General features: G+C 37.7%; 30 protein-coding genes. All 30 read right to left on the reverse strand.

Features of this window, described 5'->3' with window-relative positions; all coding sequences use genetic code 11:
* Positions 1-76: 76 nt before the first annotated feature.
* On the reverse strand, positions 77-472 hold the full coding sequence (gene rplQ, locus RBH92_RS11510) for a 50S ribosomal protein L17 (protein ID WP_292924399.1): 396 nt from the start codon (positions 470-472) through the stop codon (positions 77-79).
* Positions 462-1,463, reverse strand: coding sequence for a DNA-directed RNA polymerase subunit alpha (locus RBH92_RS11515; RefSeq protein WP_307932184.1), 1,002 nt, complete (start codon positions 1,461-1,463; stop codon positions 462-464). The genes rplQ and RBH92_RS11515 overlap by 11 nt, the downstream gene beginning before the upstream one ends.
* A 39-nt stretch (positions 1,464-1,502) precedes the next feature.
* Entirely contained in the window at positions 1,503-2,129 is a 627-nt protein-coding gene (gene rpsD, locus RBH92_RS11520) for a 30S ribosomal protein S4 (RefSeq protein ID WP_292924403.1), read from the reverse strand.
* A gap of 9 nt (positions 2,130-2,138) precedes the next feature.
* Positions 2,139-2,528 carry a 30S ribosomal protein S11 gene (gene rpsK / locus RBH92_RS11525; protein ID WP_307932185.1) on the reverse strand — a complete coding sequence of 130 codons (390 nt, stop codon included), beginning with the start codon at positions 2,526-2,528 and terminating at the stop codon, positions 2,139-2,141.
* Between the two features lie 27 nt (positions 2,529-2,555).
* Positions 2,556-2,915 (reverse strand): 30S ribosomal protein S13, encoded by a 360-nt coding sequence (gene rpsM, locus RBH92_RS11530; RefSeq protein ID WP_292924405.1) that lies wholly within the window; start codon positions 2,913-2,915, stop codon positions 2,556-2,558.
* A 22-nt stretch (positions 2,916-2,937) separates the two neighbouring features.
* Positions 2,938-3,051, reverse strand: a complete 114-nt coding sequence (gene rpmJ / locus RBH92_RS11535; protein ID WP_292924406.1) for a 50S ribosomal protein L36 — start codon at positions 3,049-3,051, stop codon at positions 2,938-2,940.
* A gap of 23 nt (positions 3,052-3,074) precedes the next feature.
* A complete protein-coding gene (gene infA, locus RBH92_RS11540; protein ID WP_013647126.1) occupies positions 3,075-3,293 on the reverse strand; it encodes a translation initiation factor IF-1 in 219 nt (72 codons plus the stop codon).
* 37 nt (positions 3,294-3,330) lie between these two features.
* Positions 3,331-4,641: a preprotein translocase subunit SecY gene (secY, locus tag RBH92_RS11545; protein WP_307932186.1), complete on the reverse strand. Its 1,311-nt coding sequence runs from the start codon at positions 4,639-4,641 to the stop codon at positions 3,331-3,333.
* 32 nt (positions 4,642-4,673) lie between these two features.
* Complete coding sequence (gene rplO, locus RBH92_RS11550; protein ID WP_307932187.1) at positions 4,674-5,108, reverse strand: 50S ribosomal protein L15; 435 nt, start codon at positions 5,106-5,108, stop codon at positions 4,674-4,676.
* Between the two features lie 5 nt (positions 5,109-5,113).
* A complete protein-coding gene (rpmD, locus tag RBH92_RS11555; RefSeq protein ID WP_307932188.1) occupies positions 5,114-5,296 on the reverse strand; it encodes a 50S ribosomal protein L30 in 183 nt (60 codons plus the stop codon).
* Positions 5,286-5,831: a 30S ribosomal protein S5 gene (gene rpsE, locus RBH92_RS11560; RefSeq protein ID WP_307932189.1), complete on the reverse strand. Its 546-nt coding sequence runs from the start codon at positions 5,829-5,831 to the stop codon at positions 5,286-5,288. The genes rpmD and rpsE overlap by 11 nt, the downstream gene beginning before the upstream one ends.
* A 9-nt stretch (positions 5,832-5,840) precedes the next feature.
* Positions 5,841-6,197 carry a 50S ribosomal protein L18 gene (gene rplR, locus RBH92_RS11565; RefSeq protein WP_307932190.1) on the reverse strand — a complete coding sequence of 119 codons (357 nt, stop codon included), beginning with the start codon at positions 6,195-6,197 and terminating at the stop codon, positions 5,841-5,843.
* Between the two features lie 11 nt (positions 6,198-6,208).
* The gene (gene rplF / locus RBH92_RS11570) at positions 6,209-6,742 is read right to left on the reverse strand and encodes a 50S ribosomal protein L6 (protein WP_292924412.1); all 534 of its coding nucleotides are present in this window, start codon (positions 6,740-6,742) and stop codon (positions 6,209-6,211) included.
* A gap of 20 nt (positions 6,743-6,762) precedes the next feature.
* Complete coding sequence (rpsH, locus tag RBH92_RS11575) at positions 6,763-7,158, reverse strand: 30S ribosomal protein S8 (RefSeq protein WP_307932191.1); 396 nt, start codon at positions 7,156-7,158, stop codon at positions 6,763-6,765.
* A 34-nt stretch (positions 7,159-7,192) separates the two neighbouring features.
* Positions 7,193-7,498, reverse strand: a complete 306-nt coding sequence (gene rpsN / locus RBH92_RS11580) for a 30S ribosomal protein S14 (protein WP_307932192.1) — start codon at positions 7,496-7,498, stop codon at positions 7,193-7,195.
* 8 nt (positions 7,499-7,506) lie between these two features.
* A complete protein-coding gene (gene rplE / locus RBH92_RS11585) occupies positions 7,507-8,046 on the reverse strand; it encodes a 50S ribosomal protein L5 (RefSeq protein ID WP_307932193.1) in 540 nt (179 codons plus the stop codon).
* A 21-nt stretch (positions 8,047-8,067) separates the two neighbouring features.
* Positions 8,068-8,382, reverse strand: a complete 315-nt coding sequence (rplX, locus tag RBH92_RS11590; protein ID WP_307932194.1) for a 50S ribosomal protein L24 — start codon at positions 8,380-8,382, stop codon at positions 8,068-8,070.
* Positions 8,383-8,396: 14 nt separating this feature from the next.
* Positions 8,397-8,765 carry a 50S ribosomal protein L14 gene (rplN, locus tag RBH92_RS11595; protein ID WP_307932195.1) on the reverse strand — a complete coding sequence of 123 codons (369 nt, stop codon included), beginning with the start codon at positions 8,763-8,765 and terminating at the stop codon, positions 8,397-8,399.
* A 64-nt stretch (positions 8,766-8,829) separates the two neighbouring features.
* Complete coding sequence (gene rpsQ / locus RBH92_RS11600; RefSeq protein ID WP_307932196.1) at positions 8,830-9,102, reverse strand: 30S ribosomal protein S17; 273 nt, start codon at positions 9,100-9,102, stop codon at positions 8,830-8,832.
* A complete protein-coding gene (rpmC, locus tag RBH92_RS11605; RefSeq protein WP_307932197.1) occupies positions 9,092-9,289 on the reverse strand; it encodes a 50S ribosomal protein L29 in 198 nt (65 codons plus the stop codon). The genes rpsQ and rpmC overlap by 11 nt, the downstream gene beginning before the upstream one ends.
* A gap of 2 nt (positions 9,290-9,291) precedes the next feature.
* Positions 9,292-9,708, reverse strand: coding sequence for a 50S ribosomal protein L16 (gene rplP / locus RBH92_RS11610; RefSeq protein ID WP_292924420.1), 417 nt, complete (start codon positions 9,706-9,708; stop codon positions 9,292-9,294).
* Between the two features lie 41 nt (positions 9,709-9,749).
* The gene (gene rpsC, locus RBH92_RS11615; protein WP_307932198.1) at positions 9,750-10,523 is read right to left on the reverse strand and encodes a 30S ribosomal protein S3; all 774 of its coding nucleotides are present in this window, start codon (positions 10,521-10,523) and stop codon (positions 9,750-9,752) included.
* Between the two features lie 19 nt (positions 10,524-10,542).
* Positions 10,543-10,884, reverse strand: coding sequence for a 50S ribosomal protein L22 (gene rplV / locus RBH92_RS11620; protein WP_307933964.1), 342 nt, complete (start codon positions 10,882-10,884; stop codon positions 10,543-10,545).
* A 9-nt stretch (positions 10,885-10,893) separates the two neighbouring features.
* Positions 10,894-11,175, reverse strand: a complete 282-nt coding sequence (gene rpsS / locus RBH92_RS11625; RefSeq protein ID WP_307932199.1) for a 30S ribosomal protein S19 — start codon at positions 11,173-11,175, stop codon at positions 10,894-10,896.
* Positions 11,176-11,182: 7 nt separating this feature from the next.
* On the reverse strand, positions 11,183-12,016 hold the full coding sequence (gene rplB, locus RBH92_RS11630; protein ID WP_307932200.1) for a 50S ribosomal protein L2: 834 nt from the start codon (positions 12,014-12,016) through the stop codon (positions 11,183-11,185).
* Positions 12,016-12,351, reverse strand: a complete 336-nt coding sequence (gene rplW, locus RBH92_RS11635) for a 50S ribosomal protein L23 (protein ID WP_307932201.1) — start codon at positions 12,349-12,351, stop codon at positions 12,016-12,018. Before rplW ends, rplB begins: the two co-directional genes overlap by 1 nt.
* A complete protein-coding gene (rplD, locus tag RBH92_RS11640; RefSeq protein ID WP_307932202.1) occupies positions 12,348-12,968 on the reverse strand; it encodes a 50S ribosomal protein L4 in 621 nt (206 codons plus the stop codon). The genes rplW and rplD overlap by 4 nt, the downstream gene beginning before the upstream one ends.
* Before the next feature lie 39 nt (positions 12,969-13,007).
* Entirely contained in the window at positions 13,008-13,652 is a 645-nt protein-coding gene (gene rplC, locus RBH92_RS11645) for a 50S ribosomal protein L3 (RefSeq protein WP_307932203.1), read from the reverse strand.
* Between the two features lie 90 nt (positions 13,653-13,742).
* A complete protein-coding gene (gene rpsJ, locus RBH92_RS11650; protein WP_292924427.1) occupies positions 13,743-14,051 on the reverse strand; it encodes a 30S ribosomal protein S10 in 309 nt (102 codons plus the stop codon).
* Positions 14,052-14,121: 70 nt separating this feature from the next.
* Positions 14,122-15,312: an elongation factor Tu gene (gene tuf / locus RBH92_RS11655; protein ID WP_307932204.1), complete on the reverse strand. Its 1,191-nt coding sequence runs from the start codon at positions 15,310-15,312 to the stop codon at positions 14,122-14,124.
* Positions 15,313-15,333: the final 21 nt, after the last annotated feature.

Consider the following 15,333-nt stretch of genomic DNA (forward strand, 5'->3'; position numbering starts at 1 on the left):
TTGAAATTTATAAATTCAGTTCCACAGAGTTTATTAAAACCGTTAATATAAATAATAGATATTAGCTATTATCAAATTACACTTGAGTTGTATCGCTATCAGTCAATTCAATATTTGGTCGATCGACAAGTTCAACTAAAGCCATTGGTGCGTTGTCTCCCTTTCGAAATCCAAATTTAAGAATTCTCAGATATCCTCCTGGGCGCGTGCTATATCGTGGCCCAATTTCGGCAAAAAGCTTTACAACATTTTCACGATTTCTAAGTTTATTAAAAGCCAAGCGCTTATTTGAGAGTGATGATTTCTTTCCTAAAGTAATAACGGGCTCAAGAAATCTTCTTAATTCTTTAGCTTTAGGCAAAGTCGTTTTAATTGCTTCATGCTGTAATAATGAATTACTCATATTACGCAGCATTAAAATTCGATGACTGCTAGATCGATTTAATTTTCTTAGAGCACAACTATGACGCATGATTAATATCCTTAACTAAATTATCTAAATTGGGAGGTGGCCAATTGTCTAATTTCATCCCCAATGTTAATTCGCGTGCAGCAAGAACTTCTTTGATCTCATTAAGAGACTTTCTCCCCAAATTAGGAGTTCGCAATAATTCCGCTTCAGTACGTTGAATTAAATCGCCGATATAGTATATGTTTTCAACTTTAAGGCAATTAGCTGATCTGACTGTCAATTCCAAATCATCAACTGGTCTCAATAATATTGGATCAATCTGGGGGATTTGAGGTTGTTCTTTAGGTAATGGAGTACTTTCAAGATCAGCAAATACAGATAATTGCTGAACTAAAACTCGTGCAGCATATCGTATCGCCTCTTCCGGTTCAACAATTCCATTTGTTTCAAGATCAATCACTAATTTGTCTAAATCAGTACGCTGTTCAACACGCGCACTTTCAACAACATAACTAACGCGTTTTACCGGACTAAATGAAGCATCAAGTAAAATTGTGCCTACATTATTATCCTGATTTTTGTATCTTCTTAAAGTTGCCGGAACATAACCTCGTCCTTTTTCAATCTTAAGCTGAATATCGATATTTCCATCTGAAGTTAAGTGAGCGATAATATGGTCAGGATTGATGATTTCGACGTCGTGACCTACTTCAAAATCACTTGCTGTTACAATTCCTTTTCCAGATTTCTTTAAAGTTAGAATTGCCTCCTCATTATTATGCAACTTAAGGATAATACCTTTAATATTCAAAAGTATATCAACGACATCTTCTTGTACTCCCTCGATCGATGAATATTCGTGTAACACTCCAGCGATCTTTACTTCTGTCGGGGCAAATCCTATCATCGATGACAGTAAGATACGTCGCAAAGCATTACCTAACGTGTGACCGTATCCTCGTTCAAAAGGCTCCATTACAACTGTTGCGTGCAAGGGAGATATATTTTGAACATCTACGATGCGAGGTGTTAATAAATCATGACCATGCATAACAAAGTCCTTTATATTTGCAATCGAATTGACTATTAATTATTTCGAATATAACTCAACAACTAGCGATTCATTTATAGTCGAAGAAATATCAGATCGATCAGGCAATGCTTTGAATATGCCTCGCATTTCTTTTACATCTATGTCAAGCCATATTGGAAAAGTTCGGTTATCAGCTGCACTTATTGCAGTCTTAATTCTTAATTGATTTTTTGCTTTAGGTAAGAGCTCAACAACATCACCAGGCCTAACCTGATATGCAGGTATATTAGTACGCTTCCCGTTAACTAAAATGCAGTTATGTCTTACAACTTGACGCGCCTCTGAACGAGAGGCTCCGAATCCCATCAAATAGGCTACATTGTCTAACCTACTCTCGAGAATTTGCATTAGGTTAACACCCGTTATTCCCTTCTTACTATCAGCATTTTTATAAATATTTCGGAATTGCTTCTCTAAAATTCCGTATATTTTTTTGATTTTTTGTTTTTCTCTTAATTGGACACCATAATCAGATAGTCGTCCTTTTTTTTGACCGTGTTGACCTGCAGGATAATTTCTTCTTTCAATAGCACATTTTTCAGTAAAACACTTCTCACCCTTGAGAAAAAGTTTTTCACCCTCACGGCGACATTGCTTGCATTTTGGTTCAAGATTTCTAGCCAATATCTTCTCCTAAATTCTTCTTTTTTTTGGTGGTCGACATCCGTTATGCGGCACAGGCGTTACGTCAGAAATACTAGTTATCTTAAAGCCTGCCGAATTGAGCGCACGTACTGCAGAATCTCGTCCAGGTCCGGGTCCTTTAACTCGAACTTCTAAATTTTTGACACCACACTCAATAGCAATTTTACTAGCGTTTTCAGCAGCTACTTGTGCAGCAAATGGTGTACTTTTTCTTGAACCTTTAAAGCCTGCGCCGCCGGATGTTGCCCATGATAACGCATTACCTTGCCTATCTGTTATAGTTACAATAGTATTATTAAAAGATGCGTGAATATGTGCTATACCCTCTGATACATTTTTTTTAATTTTTTTTCTAACTTTAGATGTAACTTTTGCCATCAGATTTCTATCCTGTAAAAAATTATTTTATCTTGCTCTGATTGCTTTCCGTGGTCCCTTTCGCGTTCTCGCATTAGTTCTTGTTCGCTGACCACGCACAGGCAAACCTTTACGATGCCGTAACCCTCTATAACATCCAAGATCCATCAATCGTTTAATATTCATTGAAATCTCACGACGCAAATCGCCTTCGATAGTAAATCTAGAAATTTGCTCTCGCAAATCGTCAATTTGTTTTTCAGTTAAATCCTTAAGCTTTCGATCAGTCTCGATGCCAATTGATTTGCAAATTAACGTAGATCTAGTGCGTCCTACTCCATAGATCGAAGTAAGTGCAATGCCTACATGTTTATGATTTGGTAAGTTTACCCCTGCAATACGTGTCATTCTTAACCCTACACTTATATTATTAACCTTGACGCTGCTTATGTCGCGGATCTTCGCATATTACGCGTACAATCCCTTTTCTTTTAATTACCTTACATTTCCTGCATAATTTCTTTACTGAAGCACTGACTTTCATGTTCTACTCTTATTTTGGTTAAATTATTTTGCCCGGAATGTAATCCTTGCTCTCGTCAAATCATATGGAGTTAGATCGACAGTTACTTTATCACCGGGCAATATCCTTATGTAATGCATTCTCATTTTCCCTGATATGTGACCTAAAACTATATGTCCATTTTCCAATTTAACACGGAATGTAGCATTGGGTAGCGTTTCGAGAATTTCACCTTGCATCTGTATAGTTTCTTCTTTTGCCATATGATATTTTGACTTTTTCAAGTGAGATAATCAAACACTAATGCATAGGAACTCTGTTATTCCCTTTTAAATTTGCCTTCTTAAGCAAACTATCATATTGTGATGACATGACGTGAGATTGAACCTGTGACATAAAATCCATAGTAACAATAACAATTATGAGCAAAGATGTTCCACCAAAATAAAATGGAACATTCCATTTTAGAATCAGAAACTCAGGAAGAAGGCAAACCAAAGTAACATAAAGTGATCCAGTCAATGTTAATCTCAACATTATGTTTTCTATGTAACGTGTTGTTTGTTCGCCAGGTCTGATGCCAGGTATAAAAGCTCCACTCTTTTTTAGATTATCAGAAGTTTCTTTGGGATTAAAAACTAAAGCCGTGTAAAAAAAACAAAAGAAGATAATCATGATTGCATAAAGTATTACATATACAGGTTGCCCAGGTGCCAAGGCTCCACTAATATCTTTTAACCATAACATAGAATCATTATTGGCAAACCAACCCGCCAAGGTTGCCGGAAATAAGATTATACTTGATGCAAAAATTGGTGGAATCACGCCAGCCATATTTAATTTAAGTGGTAGGTGAGAACTTTGACCTCCAAAAATTTTTCTGCCAACTTGACGTTTCGCGTAATTTACTAAAATCCTTCGCTGTCCTTTTTCTATATACACCACTAAACACGTTACAATTGCCGCAGCAATAAAAATTCCTAATGCAACAAGGAAATGCATTGATCCAGTACTAACAAGGTCTAACGTTCCACCTATAGCGCTAGGTAATCCTGCTGCTATACCGGCGAATATAATTAATGATATGCCATTACCAATTCCTCTTTCAGTAATTTGCTCGCCCAGCCACATTAGAAAAATTGTACCTGTTACCAATGTAATAACAGTAGTTAAGATAAACATACTACCAGGAACTATTACCAAACCATTCTGTGACTGCAAAGCAATTGAAATCCCATAACTTTGAACTAAAGCCAGCAACAAGGTACCATACCGCGTATATTGCGTAATTTTTCTTCGACCACTTTCCCCTTCTTTCTTTAATGCTTCAAGATGTGGCACCGCAACAGTTCCTAATTGCATGATGATTGAAGCCGAAATATACGGCATAATGCCCAGTGCAAAAATAGAAAATCTAGCAAGAGCACCCCCTGAGAACATATTAAACATTCCCAGCACACCATTTTCTTGCGAATTAAAAAGATCTTTTAAAACTGCTGGATCGATACCTGGAACAGGAACATGCGCACCAATTCTGTATACAATCAAAGCCCAAAAAAGAAACCATAATCGTCTCTTCAAATCCGCGAACTTATCAACAGGCTTCTGCATTACCGCATTTATTGACAATTCATAACCTCACGTTACTTTTGATTTCCATTAACATCTTCTACTAGATCTCTCATACTTCCACTAACAGAAATATTTTCTAATCTATATTTTCTGTTAGTAATAGAAGGATTATAAATTTTCACCTTTTTTATTTTTCTTGAAACCAAACCTTTTAACTTGAGTAAATTCAGATTGATCGTTTCATTTTCAGCTATGATATTGAGGTCTACCAACTTTAGCGATACACTTTGTTTAGTACTTATAGAAGTGAATCCCTTCTTAGGCAGTCTGCGTTGTATCGGCATTTGCCCGCCTTCGAATCCAATTTTATGAAATCCTCCAGAGCGTGATTTCTGTCCTTTATGTCCTCGTCCACAAGTTTTGCCATGCCCGCTTCCCATTCCTCGACCTACTCGCTGTTTATTTTTTTTTGCTCCTGACGGAGATTTTATAGTATATAAATACATATTATTCAGTCACATTTAACGAGATAAAATACTTTATTAATCATTCCACGTATCGATGGTGTGTCATTTAAAATCGAATAACTATTAATTTTCGACAAACCCAAGCCCTTAATGGTTTCACGGTGTATTTTTTTTGTACCTATGGTGCTTTTAATTAATGTTATCTTTATAGTTTTATTATTTGTCATGTTTTCCGCTCAAAATCTCTTCTACACTTTTATTTCTTTTTGCTGCGATCTCCGCAGGGGTTTTCATCATACTCAAACCTTTGAGTGTAGCTCGAACAACGTTATAAGGATTTGTTGATCCGATACATTTAGCCAGTATGTTCGTCATGCCCATAACCTCAAAAATTGCTCGCATAGGGCCTCCAGCGATAATACCTGTGCCCTCGGGAGCAGGTTGCATGTACACTTTTGCGGCTCCATGGGACGCTGTTATAGGATGATATATAGTTCCGCCTTTCATTTTAATTTTAATCAATCTTTTTCGCGCTTCATCCATGGCTTTCTGAACAGCAACAGGAACTTCCCTTGCTTTCCCTTTGCCCATCCCCACACCTCCATCCCCATCTCCAACTACAGTAAGTGCAGCAAATCCTAGAATTCTGCCTCCTTTAACAACCTTTGTTACTCGATTGATCGCCACCATTTTTTCTCGAAGATTATCCCCATTATCTTCTTCGGTACTTGCTTTATTACTTAGTTTATTTAATTTAGACATTTTGTTAATTTAAAAAATTAAACCTTCTTCGCGCGCGGCTTCTGCCAAAGCTTTGACACGTCCATGATATCGATATCCTGATCTATCAAATGCAATTTTCGATACGCCATGTTCTTTTGCCTTTTGGGCAATTTTTCTTCCGATCAAAATTGCTGCAGCAATATTTCCACCATTATTTATTTCTGCTTTAAAATCTTTTTCAAGTGACGAAGCTTGAGTAATTACAATATTCCTGCTGTCATCAATAACTTGTGCATATATATGCAAATTCGTTCGGTGCACACACAGCCGAATCGCTTTATTATTGGCTATCCGAATTCTTGTTTGCTTAGATCTTATCAATCTTCTTTCTTTGTTACTTTTCATATAAAGCTCAATTATTTTTTCTTGGTTTCTTTTAGGATAATAACTTCATCGCTATATCTAATTCCTTTTCCCTTATAAGGCTCTGGTCTTCTATAGGACCGGATATCAGCGGCTACTTGCCCTACTTTTTGCTTATCAATTCCTTTAATTACTATCTCAGTTTGAGTTGGGGTTTCAATTTTAATGCCTATAGGAATCTCATGATCTATCTGATGAGAAAAACCCAATGACAAATTAACTTTATTATTAACAACCTGAGCCCGGTATCCAACACCAACCAACTGAAGTTTCTTCTCGAAACCGATCGTCACACCTTTAACCATATTAGCGATAAGCATTCTTAAAGTTCCAGCCAATGCATTTGCTTGTTGCGTGTGCGTAACTACTTCTACTTTTACTTGATTGTTATAATTCTCAACATTCAATTCAACTGGCAAATCTTGCTTTACTTCACCCAACGGGCCTTTTACCGAAAGGCATTTTCCAGATAAAGTAATTTCAACTTCTTTTGATATAGCTATAGGACTATTGCTTACTCGAGACATTTTTTTGATAATTCACTAAATTAAACTACACAACATAATAATTCACCGCCTAATCCGTTTACTCTAGCTTTCTGATTAGTCATAACACCTTTTGAGGTAGAGACAATCGATATACCTAGACCATTTTTTACGTTAGGTAAGTTCGAGCACGATTTATAAATTCTCAAACCTGGTTTGCTTATCCGTATTATTTGTTCAATCACAGGTACGCCACAGTGATATTTTAAATTAATTACTAATTCACTTTTATTAGATATCTCAACAACTTCATATCCATGAATATATCCTTCATCCTTAAGCACGTTTGCTATAGCGATCTTTAATTTTGAACTTGGCATTTTAACAGACAGCTTATGAGCCATTTGTGCGTTTCTGATTCTGGTAAGCATATCTGATATCGGATCACTTAAACTCATCTCAACTTTTATCCTTTATTTGTACGTCAAGAAATTACCAGCTTGCTTTCGTAATACCCGGAATTTTACCACTCATCGCAATCTCTCTTAGCTTAATTCTTCCTAATCCAAATTTCGAATAAACACCTCGTGGCCGACCTGTTAATTCACATCTATTTCTTAGCCTTACCGGGCTAGCATTTCTAGGAAGCATTTGCAAGGCTATACGTGCCTCATTGCGCTTTTCGATAGGTATCGTATAGTTACGAATTATGCTAATTATTCTAGCTCTTTTATCAGCATATTTATCAACTATTCTTTTTCTTTTTAGATTTCGATTAATTAACGATAGTTTTGCCATATTTATTCTCAATTCTTAAAAGGAAAATGAAAAGCTTCTAGTAATGCTTTTGCCTCTAAATCATTTTTTGCTGTAGTCGAAATCGATATATTCATCCCACGCAAAGAATCAATTTTATCATAATCAATCTCAGGAAATATTATCTGCTCTTTTATACCCAAATTATAATTTCCACGACCGTCAAATGATTTACCCGAAATTCCTCTAAAATCTCGTATTCTTGGCATAGCTATCCCAATTAATCTATCCAAAAATTCATACATTCTTATATGACGAAGAGTAACTTTACATCCAATAGGATAATCTTTTCTTACTTTAAATGTTGCTATTGATTTCTTTGCTCGTGTAACTATGGGCTGTTGCCCAGTTATTTTTTTTAAATCCGATAGTGCGTTGTCAATTATCTTTTTATCGGTTGTTGCTTCTCCGAGACCAATATTCAGTGTTATCTTCGATATCCTAGGAACTTCCATAACTGATTTATATTTAAAATCAGTCATCAATTTTTTTACAACTGCTGTTTGATAATATTCTTTTAATCGAGCCATTTATAACTACCCCTAATAAGATTATCCAATTAATTCACCGGTAGATCTAAAAACTCTCTTTTTTTCTTTTTGTGAATCTAAACTCATTTTAATTTTATCAATTTTACTTGTTTCAAAATTATAAATAGCGACATTGGAAATGTGGATGGGCATTTCCTTGTTGATTATTCCCCCAGCAATGCCAGTAGCAGGATTCGGTTTTTGATGCTTTTTTACGGAATTTATACCTTGAACAATTAAACGCTCGTTTTTAATTACACGCAAAACTGTGCCTCTCTTACCTTTATCTTTGCCTGTAATAACCATTACTTCATCACCTTTCTTAATTTTAGGCATTTTCTATCACCGATTCATAAAACTTCAGGAGCTAATGAGACAATTTTCATAAACTTTACAGTACGTAATTCTCTAGTTACTGGCCCGAATATCCGAGTTCCTATAGGTTCTAATTTGTTATTTAATAACACTGCAGCGTTATCGTCGAATTTGAGCAATGAGCCGTCATTGCGCCGCACTCCCTTAGTAGTTCGGACCACAACAGCATTGTACACTTCACCTTTCTTGACTCTTCCTCTTGGCGCAGCATCCTTGATGCTGACTTTTATGATATCCCCTATGCCGGCATACTGTCTTTTTGATCCGCCAAGCACTTTAATGCACATCAGGGATCGCGCACCAGTATTATCGGCTACTCTTAGTTTGGATTGCATTTGTATCATTGATCTGTTCTCTTTTATAGATTTATTATCTGCAAATTCTTCAAGAGGCTATTAATCTTTAAATTTAAAAGTCTTTTTTTGTACAGACAAGCAGTTCTTTAACCAACCAATTTTTAGTTTTAGATATTGGACGACACTCTTCGATTAAAACGATGTCCCCAATATTTATATTATTATTTTCAACATGAGCGTGATATTTCTTAGAGCGTGTTATAAATTTTTCATATAGAGGGTGTTTAAGTCGGCGCTCAACAAGAACCGTGACTGTTTTAGCCATCTTATTACTGACAACTTTACCATTTAAGCTGCGACTACGTTTTATATCTTCACTCTTCATAATTTTTTTTCTGAGCAATCAAAGTTTTTAATCTAGCTATATCTTTTCTATTTTTTTTAATTTGCTGCGTATTCGACAACTGCTGAGTTGCATGTCGCATTCGTAAACTAAATTGTATTTTTAGCAGCGTCATCAATTCTTCATTTAACTCATGAAGCTCTTTGACTCTCATATCGCTAATTCTCATGTCTATACACCAATTTGTCTGACGATAAATGTTGTTTTTATAGGCAACTTTGCTGCTGCTAATGAAAAAGCTTCTCTCGCTAGCTCTTCATTAACTCCATCCATCTCATATAACACTTTACCCGGTTGTATCTCAGCTACATAATATTCAGGATTGCCTTTTCCATTTCCCATTCTAACTTCAGCTGGCTTTTGCGATATGGGCTTATCTGGAAAAATTCTTATCCATATTCTACCACCTCTTTTAATATGCCTCGTCATTGCACGTCTGGCAGCCTCAATCTGCCTAGCTGTTAATCGTCCCCGCCCTAACGCTTTCAAGCCATATTCTCCGAAACTTACTTTCGCTCCTCTTGTTGCGATTCCGGTATTCCTTCCTTTTTGCTGCTTTCTATATTTTGTTCTTGATGGTTGAAGCATCAATTTCTCCGTTTAAAACAATGCTATTGATTTTATAAATTCTATTCTTCTGAAGAAGTTGCTTTATCAACGATTGAAGAAGTTTTTAAATCAACATCTGATAACGTCATGATTGATCTCTTCGATATTTTTTTCTTTTCATTCTCCAAGCTCGTATTACCATGTAATGTAGTTGCTTGTTCAGAATTTCCAAGAATTTCTCCCTTAAAAATCCATACTTTTATGCCAATAATTCCATATGTCGTTTGTGCTTGAGCAGTTCCATAATCCAAATCGGCTCTTATCGTATGAAGTGGCACCCTCCCCTCGCGATACCATTCTCTTCTGGCGATTTCTATGCCGTTTAATCGTCCTGAACTCATTATTTTGATTCCTTGAGCTCCGAGTCTCATGGCATTTTGCATAGCTCTTTTCATAGCACGTCGAAACATTATTCTTTTTTCTAATTGCTGCGCAATATTATCTGCTATGAGTTGAGCATCTATCTCTGGTTTTCTAATTTCCTCAATATTGACATGCACAGGAACCCCCACTCTTTTCTGAAGTTCACTTCGCAACACCTCAATATCTTCTCCTTTTTTCCCGATTACAACTCCTGGTCTGGAACTAAATATTGTAATCCTGGCGTTTTTTGAGGGCCGCTCAATCAAAATCCTTCCGACCGAAGCATTTTTTAACTTTTCATTTAGAAAATGCCGTACTTTAATATCTTCGTTGAGCATTTTTGCAAAATCATTACTATTTGCATACCATCGAGATTGCCAGTTTTTATTTACTGAAAGCCGGAATCCTATTGGGTGTATTTTTTGCCCCATGTGCTATAAGCCTTATATTTTAATTTTCAATCCTATCGCCTACCGTGAGCGATATATGACAAGTTGGTTTAAGAATTCTATTTCCCCGACCTTTCGCTCTTGCGCTGGTTCGCTTCATAAACATTCCTCTATCCACATAAATAGAAATAACTCTGAGCTCATCAATGTCTGCACCATCGTTATGTTCTGCATTTGCTATTGCAGATTCTAATAACGCCCGCACTATTGTTGCCCCCTTCTTAGGGCTAAATTGTAGGATATGCAAAGCTTTATCGACCGACAATCCTCTTATCTGATCAGCCACCAATCTTCCTTTTTGAGCCGATAGTCGCGCGCCTCTTAAAATCGCCTTTGTTTCCATCATACTTCCCTATCGTTTAGTTACAGCCTTCTTGTCTCCAGCATGTCCCTTAAATGTTCTTGTCAGTGAAAACTCACCAAATTTGTGACCAACCATATTCTCGGTTACAAATACAGGGATATGCTGCTTTCCATTATGCACGGCAACCGTAAATCCAATGAAGTCAGGAATTATCGTAGATCTTCTTGACCATGTCTTGATGGGTTTTTTATCATTTCGTTCTCGTGCTTTCTCAATTTTCTTCATTAAATGATTATCAACGAATGGTCCTTTTTTTATTGAGCGTGCCATTTAATTACTATCCTCTCTTCGTATAACGATGCCGTACAATCATTGATTCTGTTCGCTTATTTTTTCTTGTTCGATACCCTTTTGCAGGTACGCCCCAGGGACTAACCGGATGTCTTCCTGCTGAAGTCCTACCTTCTCCTCCACCGTGAGGATGATCTATAGGATTCATTGCAACACCACGAACAGTCGGTCTTTGACCCCGCCATCTCATAGCACCAGCTTTTCCGATTGATCTTAAATTGTGCTCCACATTTCCCACCTCGCCTATCGTAGCACGACAGTCTATATGAATCTTACGCATTTCCCCAGAACGTAACTTAATTTGCGCATAACTTCCTTCTCTTGCCTGTAATTGTGCAGAGGCTCCAGCTGATCTTGCCAGTTGAGCTCCTTTGCCAGGCAGCAATTCGACACAATGAATGATAGTACCCATTGGAATATGACGTAGTGCTAAAGCATCTCCAATTTTGATTTGAGCATTATTTCCGCTGCTTATCTTTGCGCCAACATGCAATCCTTTAGGTGCAATAATATATTTCCTTTCACCATCCTGGTAACACAGCAAAGCTATATTAGCCGTTCTATTGGGATCATATTCGATCCGCTCCACTATTGCTGGAATATTATCTTTGTCGCGTTTAAAATCAATGAGTCGATAATGTTGCTTATGCCCTCCCCCATGATGCCGAATTGTTATGTGTCCATGATGATTGCGTCCAGCTTTTTTTGTTTGCTTTTCAAGCAAATTCTTATAAGGCTTCCCTTTATACAATTCTTTATTTACTAATTTAACTACAGATCTTTTACCCGGAGAGGTTGGTTTTAATTTTATTAATGCCATCACTTAGCCTCGGTACCAGAAAATTTGTTTAAATCTAATTCTTGCCCTTCCTTGACGCTTACTATTGCTTTTTTCCAATTGCTACGACTGCCTAAAAAGCGTCCAAATCTTTTTTTCTTTCCTTTAACTGTAATGGTTGTTACATTTTTTACTGTTATTTTTTGATCTTTCCACAACAGTTCTATTGCATCTTTTATTTCTTTTTTAGAAGCATCAAGCGCCACACGAAATATGGTTTGATTATTTTTTTCCCCTAAAAATGTTGCTTTTTCTGATATATGCGGAGCAAAAATTATTTTCAACAATCTTTCTTGATTAACTTCAAGTTCTTTCATGACAAAAGTTCCTCAAATTTCTTTAGTCCATCCGTTGTTATCAGAATTTTTTTAAATTTTAGCAAACTTACCGGATCTGCATTATGTACTTCTACAACCGAAACATGCGGAACATTGCGTGAGGATAAAAATAAATTTTCATCAATTTCATGCGTTATGACCATTGTTCCTTCCATGCTCATGCCGAGAAGAGTTATTTTTTTTAAAAATTCTTTAGTCTTAGGATATTCAACACTAATTTGCTCCGTCACGACCAACCTTCCGTCCCTTATTAATTGCGACAAAATGACGCTCATGCCGACACGATACATCTTTTTATTTAATTTTTTCTTATAATTCTCTTCGGGTGAATTCGGGAATATTTTTCCGCCGCCCCGCCAAATGGGACTCGATGCCATTCCTGCTCTCGCACGTCCAGTGCCTTTCTGCCTCCAAGGTTTTCTAGTGGATTTAGCTATATCCGAGCGCCCCTTTTGTGCTCTAGACGCCGCTCGCGCATTCGATAAATATGCTGTAATCACTTGATGAACCAGTGCTTCATTATATTCTCTATTAAACACCTGATCAGAGATAATCACTTTTTCCTGCTTTTCTTTTCCGATAAGCTCAAGTTCCATTGCTTATTCACCCTATTGCTGTTAATTATGCTTTTTAATTTATTTAGAACCTTTGATACTCGGATACACAAAAACATTACCTCCTTTGAAGCCTGGAACAGCGCCTTTTATTAACAGTAATTTCCTTTCATTATCAATCCTCAATATTTCAAGATTTTGTGTTGTCCTTTTTACATTTCCCATATGACCTGACATTCTTTTGCCTGGAAAAACACGCCCAGGATCTTGCGCCATTCCAATCGAACCTGGTTTTCTATGTGCCTTTGAGTTGCCGTGACTAGTTCTATTCGATGAAAAATGATGCAATTTGATTGTCCCCGCATAGCCTTTTCCTATAGTTGTTCCAGAAATATCAACCAATTGGCCAACTTGAAAAATACTACTGTCAATTACCGTTCCAATTTTAAATTGTTCAATTTCTTCATCGGGTATTCTAAATTCTTTTAAAATCTCACCCGCTTCTACTGCAGCCTTTGAATAGTGCCCTGCAATTGACTTGGATAAACGATTGGATCGCTTGCTTCCAAAAGTTATTTGCACGGCGCTATAGCCATCGTTATCGTTTCTCTTTAATTGAGTAATTCTATTATTTGCGATATCTATAACAGTAACCGGCAAGCTATCACCATTTTCTGTGAAAATTCTTGTCATTCCGATTTTTCGTCCAATCAAACCTAAGCTCATTTTCATCCTCGATAAAGGAACTCTTTACTTTTTATTTTTACAGAAGAGCAATCTTTCGTACATTTCAACCATAAACTTTCCATAGATTACTTACAATTTTATTTCCACATCAACTCCCGCAGGCAAATCCAGTTTCATCAAGGCATCGACTGTTTTATCAGTTGGATCAATAATATCCATCAAACGCAAATGAGTCCGAATTTCAAATTGATCACGCGATGTTTTGTTAACATGCGGCGATCGCAATACATCAAAGCGCTCTATTTTAGTTGGAAGAGGCACAGGTCCTTTGACAACCGCTCCGGTTCTTTTAGCTGTTTCTACAATTTCAAGCGCTGATTTATCGATTAACCGATAATCGAAAGCTTTTAGCCGAATTCTAATTTTTTGACTTTGCATGATAATTTTCCTTAGTATCCAGATTCAATACACGATCATACTGAATTCAGCATCTAACAAACTTTCTCTCTTACTCAATAATTTTGGCGACGACACCGGCGCCCACTGTTCTGCCGCCTTCACGTATCGCAAATCGCAGCCCATCTTCCATCGCAATTGGCGCTATCAAATTAACCGTCACTGAGACATTATCACCGGGCATCACCATCTCCGTACCCGCCGGCAATTCAATCGCTCCCGTCACATCCGTGGTTCTAAAATAAAACTGCGGACGATAGCCTGGAAAAAATGGGGTATGCCTCCCACCTTCCTCTTTACTCAGCACATAAATCTCAGCTGTGAATTTTGTATGCGGCGATATGCTGCCAGGCTTCGCCAATACTTGGCCACGCTCCACTTCTTCCCGCTTTGTTCCACGCAACAATATCCCGACATTATCCCCGGCTTGCCCCTGGTCCAATAGCTTGCGGAACATTTCCACACCCGTACATACCGTCTTTAGCGTCGGTTTCAACCCGACTATCTCTATCTCTTCACCTACCTTGATGATCCCTCTCTCTACCCTTCCAGTCACAACAGTTCCACGGCCTGATATCGAGAAAACATCTTCCACCGGCATGATAAATGCACCATCAATCGCGCGCTCCGGTTGCGGTATATAACTATCCAGCGCTTCCGCCAGTCTCAAGATGGATGGCTCGCCAATTTCACTCTGGTCTCCCTCCAATGCTTTTAAGGCCGATCCTATTATTATGGGTGTATCATCCCCAGGAAATTCGTATTTGGATAACAGTTCTCGGATTTCCATTTCCACCAGTTCGATCAATTCCTTATCATCGACCATATCGGCTTTGTTCATGTATACAATGATATAAGGAACACCTACCTGACGGGCCAACAGAATGTGCTCGCGCGTTTGGGGCATCGGTCCATCCGCAGCAGAAACAACCAGAATCGCTCCGTCCATCTGCGCCGCACCCGTTATCATGTTCTTCACATAATCCGCATGCCCAGGACAGTCAACATGCGCATAATGGCGCTTGGCGGTTTCGTATTCCACGTGCGCAGTGTTGATAGTAATGCCTCGCGCCCGTTCCTCCGGTGCCGAATCAATTTGATCATAGCTCTTCGCTTCTCCACCAAATTTTTTCGTCAATATCGTCGTTATTGCCGCCGTCAGCGTCGTCTTACCATGATCCACATGCCCTATCGTCCCCACATTCACATGTGGCTTCGACCGCTCAAATTTACTCTTTGCCATGATCTATCCTTATGCACACTT

The organism is Nitrosomonas sp. sh817, assembly GCF_030908545.1.
GTDB lineage: Bacteria > Pseudomonadota > Gammaproteobacteria > Burkholderiales > Nitrosomonadaceae > Nitrosomonas.

What these genes read in the sequence shown, in the direction of transcription:
- rplQ (WP_292924399.1), bottom strand. Translation starts at nt 472, where the DNA reads ATGCGTCATAGTTGTGCTCTAAGAAAATTAAATCGATCTAGCAGTCAT.
- RBH92_RS11515 (WP_307932184.1), bottom strand. Translation starts at nt 1,463, where the DNA reads ATGCATGGTCATGATTTATTAACACCTCGCATCGTAGATGTTCAAAAT.
- rpsK (WP_307932185.1), bottom strand. Translation starts at nt 2,528, where the DNA reads ATGGCAAAAGTTACATCTAAAGTTAGAAAAAAAATTAAAAAAAATGTA.
- rpsM (WP_292924405.1), bottom strand. Translation starts at nt 2,915, where the DNA reads ATGACACGTATTGCAGGGGTAAACTTACCAAATCATAAACATGTAGGC.
- rpmJ (WP_292924406.1), bottom strand. Translation starts at nt 3,051, where the DNA reads ATGAAAGTCAGTGCTTCAGTAAAGAAATTATGCAGGAAATGTAAGGTA.
- infA (WP_013647126.1), bottom strand. Translation starts at nt 3,293, where the DNA reads ATGGCAAAAGAAGAAACTATACAGATGCAAGGTGAAATTCTCGAAACG.
- secY (WP_307932186.1), bottom strand. Translation starts at nt 4,641, where the DNA reads ATGCAGAAGCCTGTTGATAAGTTCGCGGATTTGAAGAGACGATTATGG.
- rplO (WP_307932187.1), bottom strand. Translation starts at nt 5,108, where the DNA reads ATGTATTTATATACTATAAAATCTCCGTCAGGAGCAAAAAAAAATAAA.
- rpmD (WP_307932188.1), bottom strand. Translation starts at nt 5,296, where the DNA reads ATGACAAATAATAAAACTATAAAGATAACATTAATTAAAAGCACCATA.
- rpsE (WP_307932189.1), bottom strand. Translation starts at nt 5,831, where the DNA reads ATGTCTAAATTAAATAAACTAAGTAATAAAGCAAGTACCGAAGAAGAT.
- rplR (WP_307932190.1), bottom strand. Translation starts at nt 6,197, where the DNA reads ATGAAAAGTAACAAAGAAAGAAGATTGATAAGATCTAAGCAAACAAGA.
- rplF (WP_292924412.1), bottom strand. Translation starts at nt 6,742, where the DNA reads ATGTCTCGAGTAAGCAATAGTCCTATAGCTATATCAAAAGAAGTTGAA.
- rpsH (WP_307932191.1), bottom strand. Translation starts at nt 7,158, where the DNA reads ATGAGTTTAAGTGATCCGATATCAGATATGCTTACCAGAATCAGAAAC.
- rpsN (WP_307932192.1), bottom strand. Translation starts at nt 7,498, where the DNA reads ATGGCAAAACTATCGTTAATTAATCGAAATCTAAAAAGAAAAAGAATA.
- rplE (WP_307932193.1), bottom strand. Translation starts at nt 8,046, where the DNA reads ATGGCTCGATTAAAAGAATATTATCAAACAGCAGTTGTAAAAAAATTG.
- rplX (WP_307932194.1), bottom strand. Translation starts at nt 8,382, where the DNA reads ATGCCTAAAATTAAGAAAGGTGATGAAGTAATGGTTATTACAGGCAAA.
- rplN (WP_307932195.1), bottom strand. Translation starts at nt 8,765, where the DNA reads ATGATACAAATGCAATCCAAACTAAGAGTAGCCGATAATACTGGTGCG.
- rpsQ (WP_307932196.1), bottom strand. Translation starts at nt 9,102, where the DNA reads ATGAAGAGTGAAGATATAAAACGTAGTCGCAGCTTAAATGGTAAAGTT.
- rpmC (WP_307932197.1), bottom strand. Translation starts at nt 9,289, where the DNA reads ATGAGAATTAGCGATATGAGAGTCAAAGAGCTTCATGAGTTAAATGAA.
- rplP (WP_292924420.1), bottom strand. Translation starts at nt 9,708, where the DNA reads ATGCTTCAACCATCAAGAACAAAATATAGAAAGCAGCAAAAAGGAAGG.
- rpsC (WP_307932198.1), bottom strand. Translation starts at nt 10,523, where the DNA reads ATGGGGCAAAAAATACACCCAATAGGATTCCGGCTTTCAGTAAATAAA.
- rplV (WP_307933964.1), bottom strand. Translation starts at nt 10,884, where the DNA reads ATGGAAACAAAGGCGATTTTAAGAGGCGCGCGACTATCGGCTCAAAAA.
- rpsS (WP_307932199.1), bottom strand. Translation starts at nt 11,175, where the DNA reads ATGGCACGCTCAATAAAAAAAGGACCATTCGTTGATAATCATTTAATG.
- rplB (WP_307932200.1), bottom strand. Translation starts at nt 12,016, where the DNA reads ATGGCATTAATAAAATTAAAACCAACCTCTCCGGGTAAAAGATCTGTA.
- rplW (WP_307932201.1), bottom strand. Translation starts at nt 12,351, where the DNA reads ATGAAAGAACTTGAAGTTAATCAAGAAAGATTGTTGAAAATAATTTTT.
- rplD (WP_307932202.1), bottom strand. Translation starts at nt 12,968, where the DNA reads ATGGAACTTGAGCTTATCGGAAAAGAAAAGCAGGAAAAAGTGATTATC.
- rplC (WP_307932203.1), bottom strand. Translation starts at nt 13,652, where the DNA reads ATGAGCTTAGGTTTGATTGGACGAAAAATCGGAATGACAAGAATTTTC.
- rpsJ (WP_292924427.1), bottom strand. Translation starts at nt 14,051, where the DNA reads ATGCAAAGTCAAAAAATTAGAATTCGGCTAAAAGCTTTCGATTATCGG.
- tuf (WP_307932204.1), bottom strand. Translation starts at nt 15,312, where the DNA reads ATGGCAAAGAGTAAATTTGAGCGGTCGAAGCCACATGTGAATGTGGGG.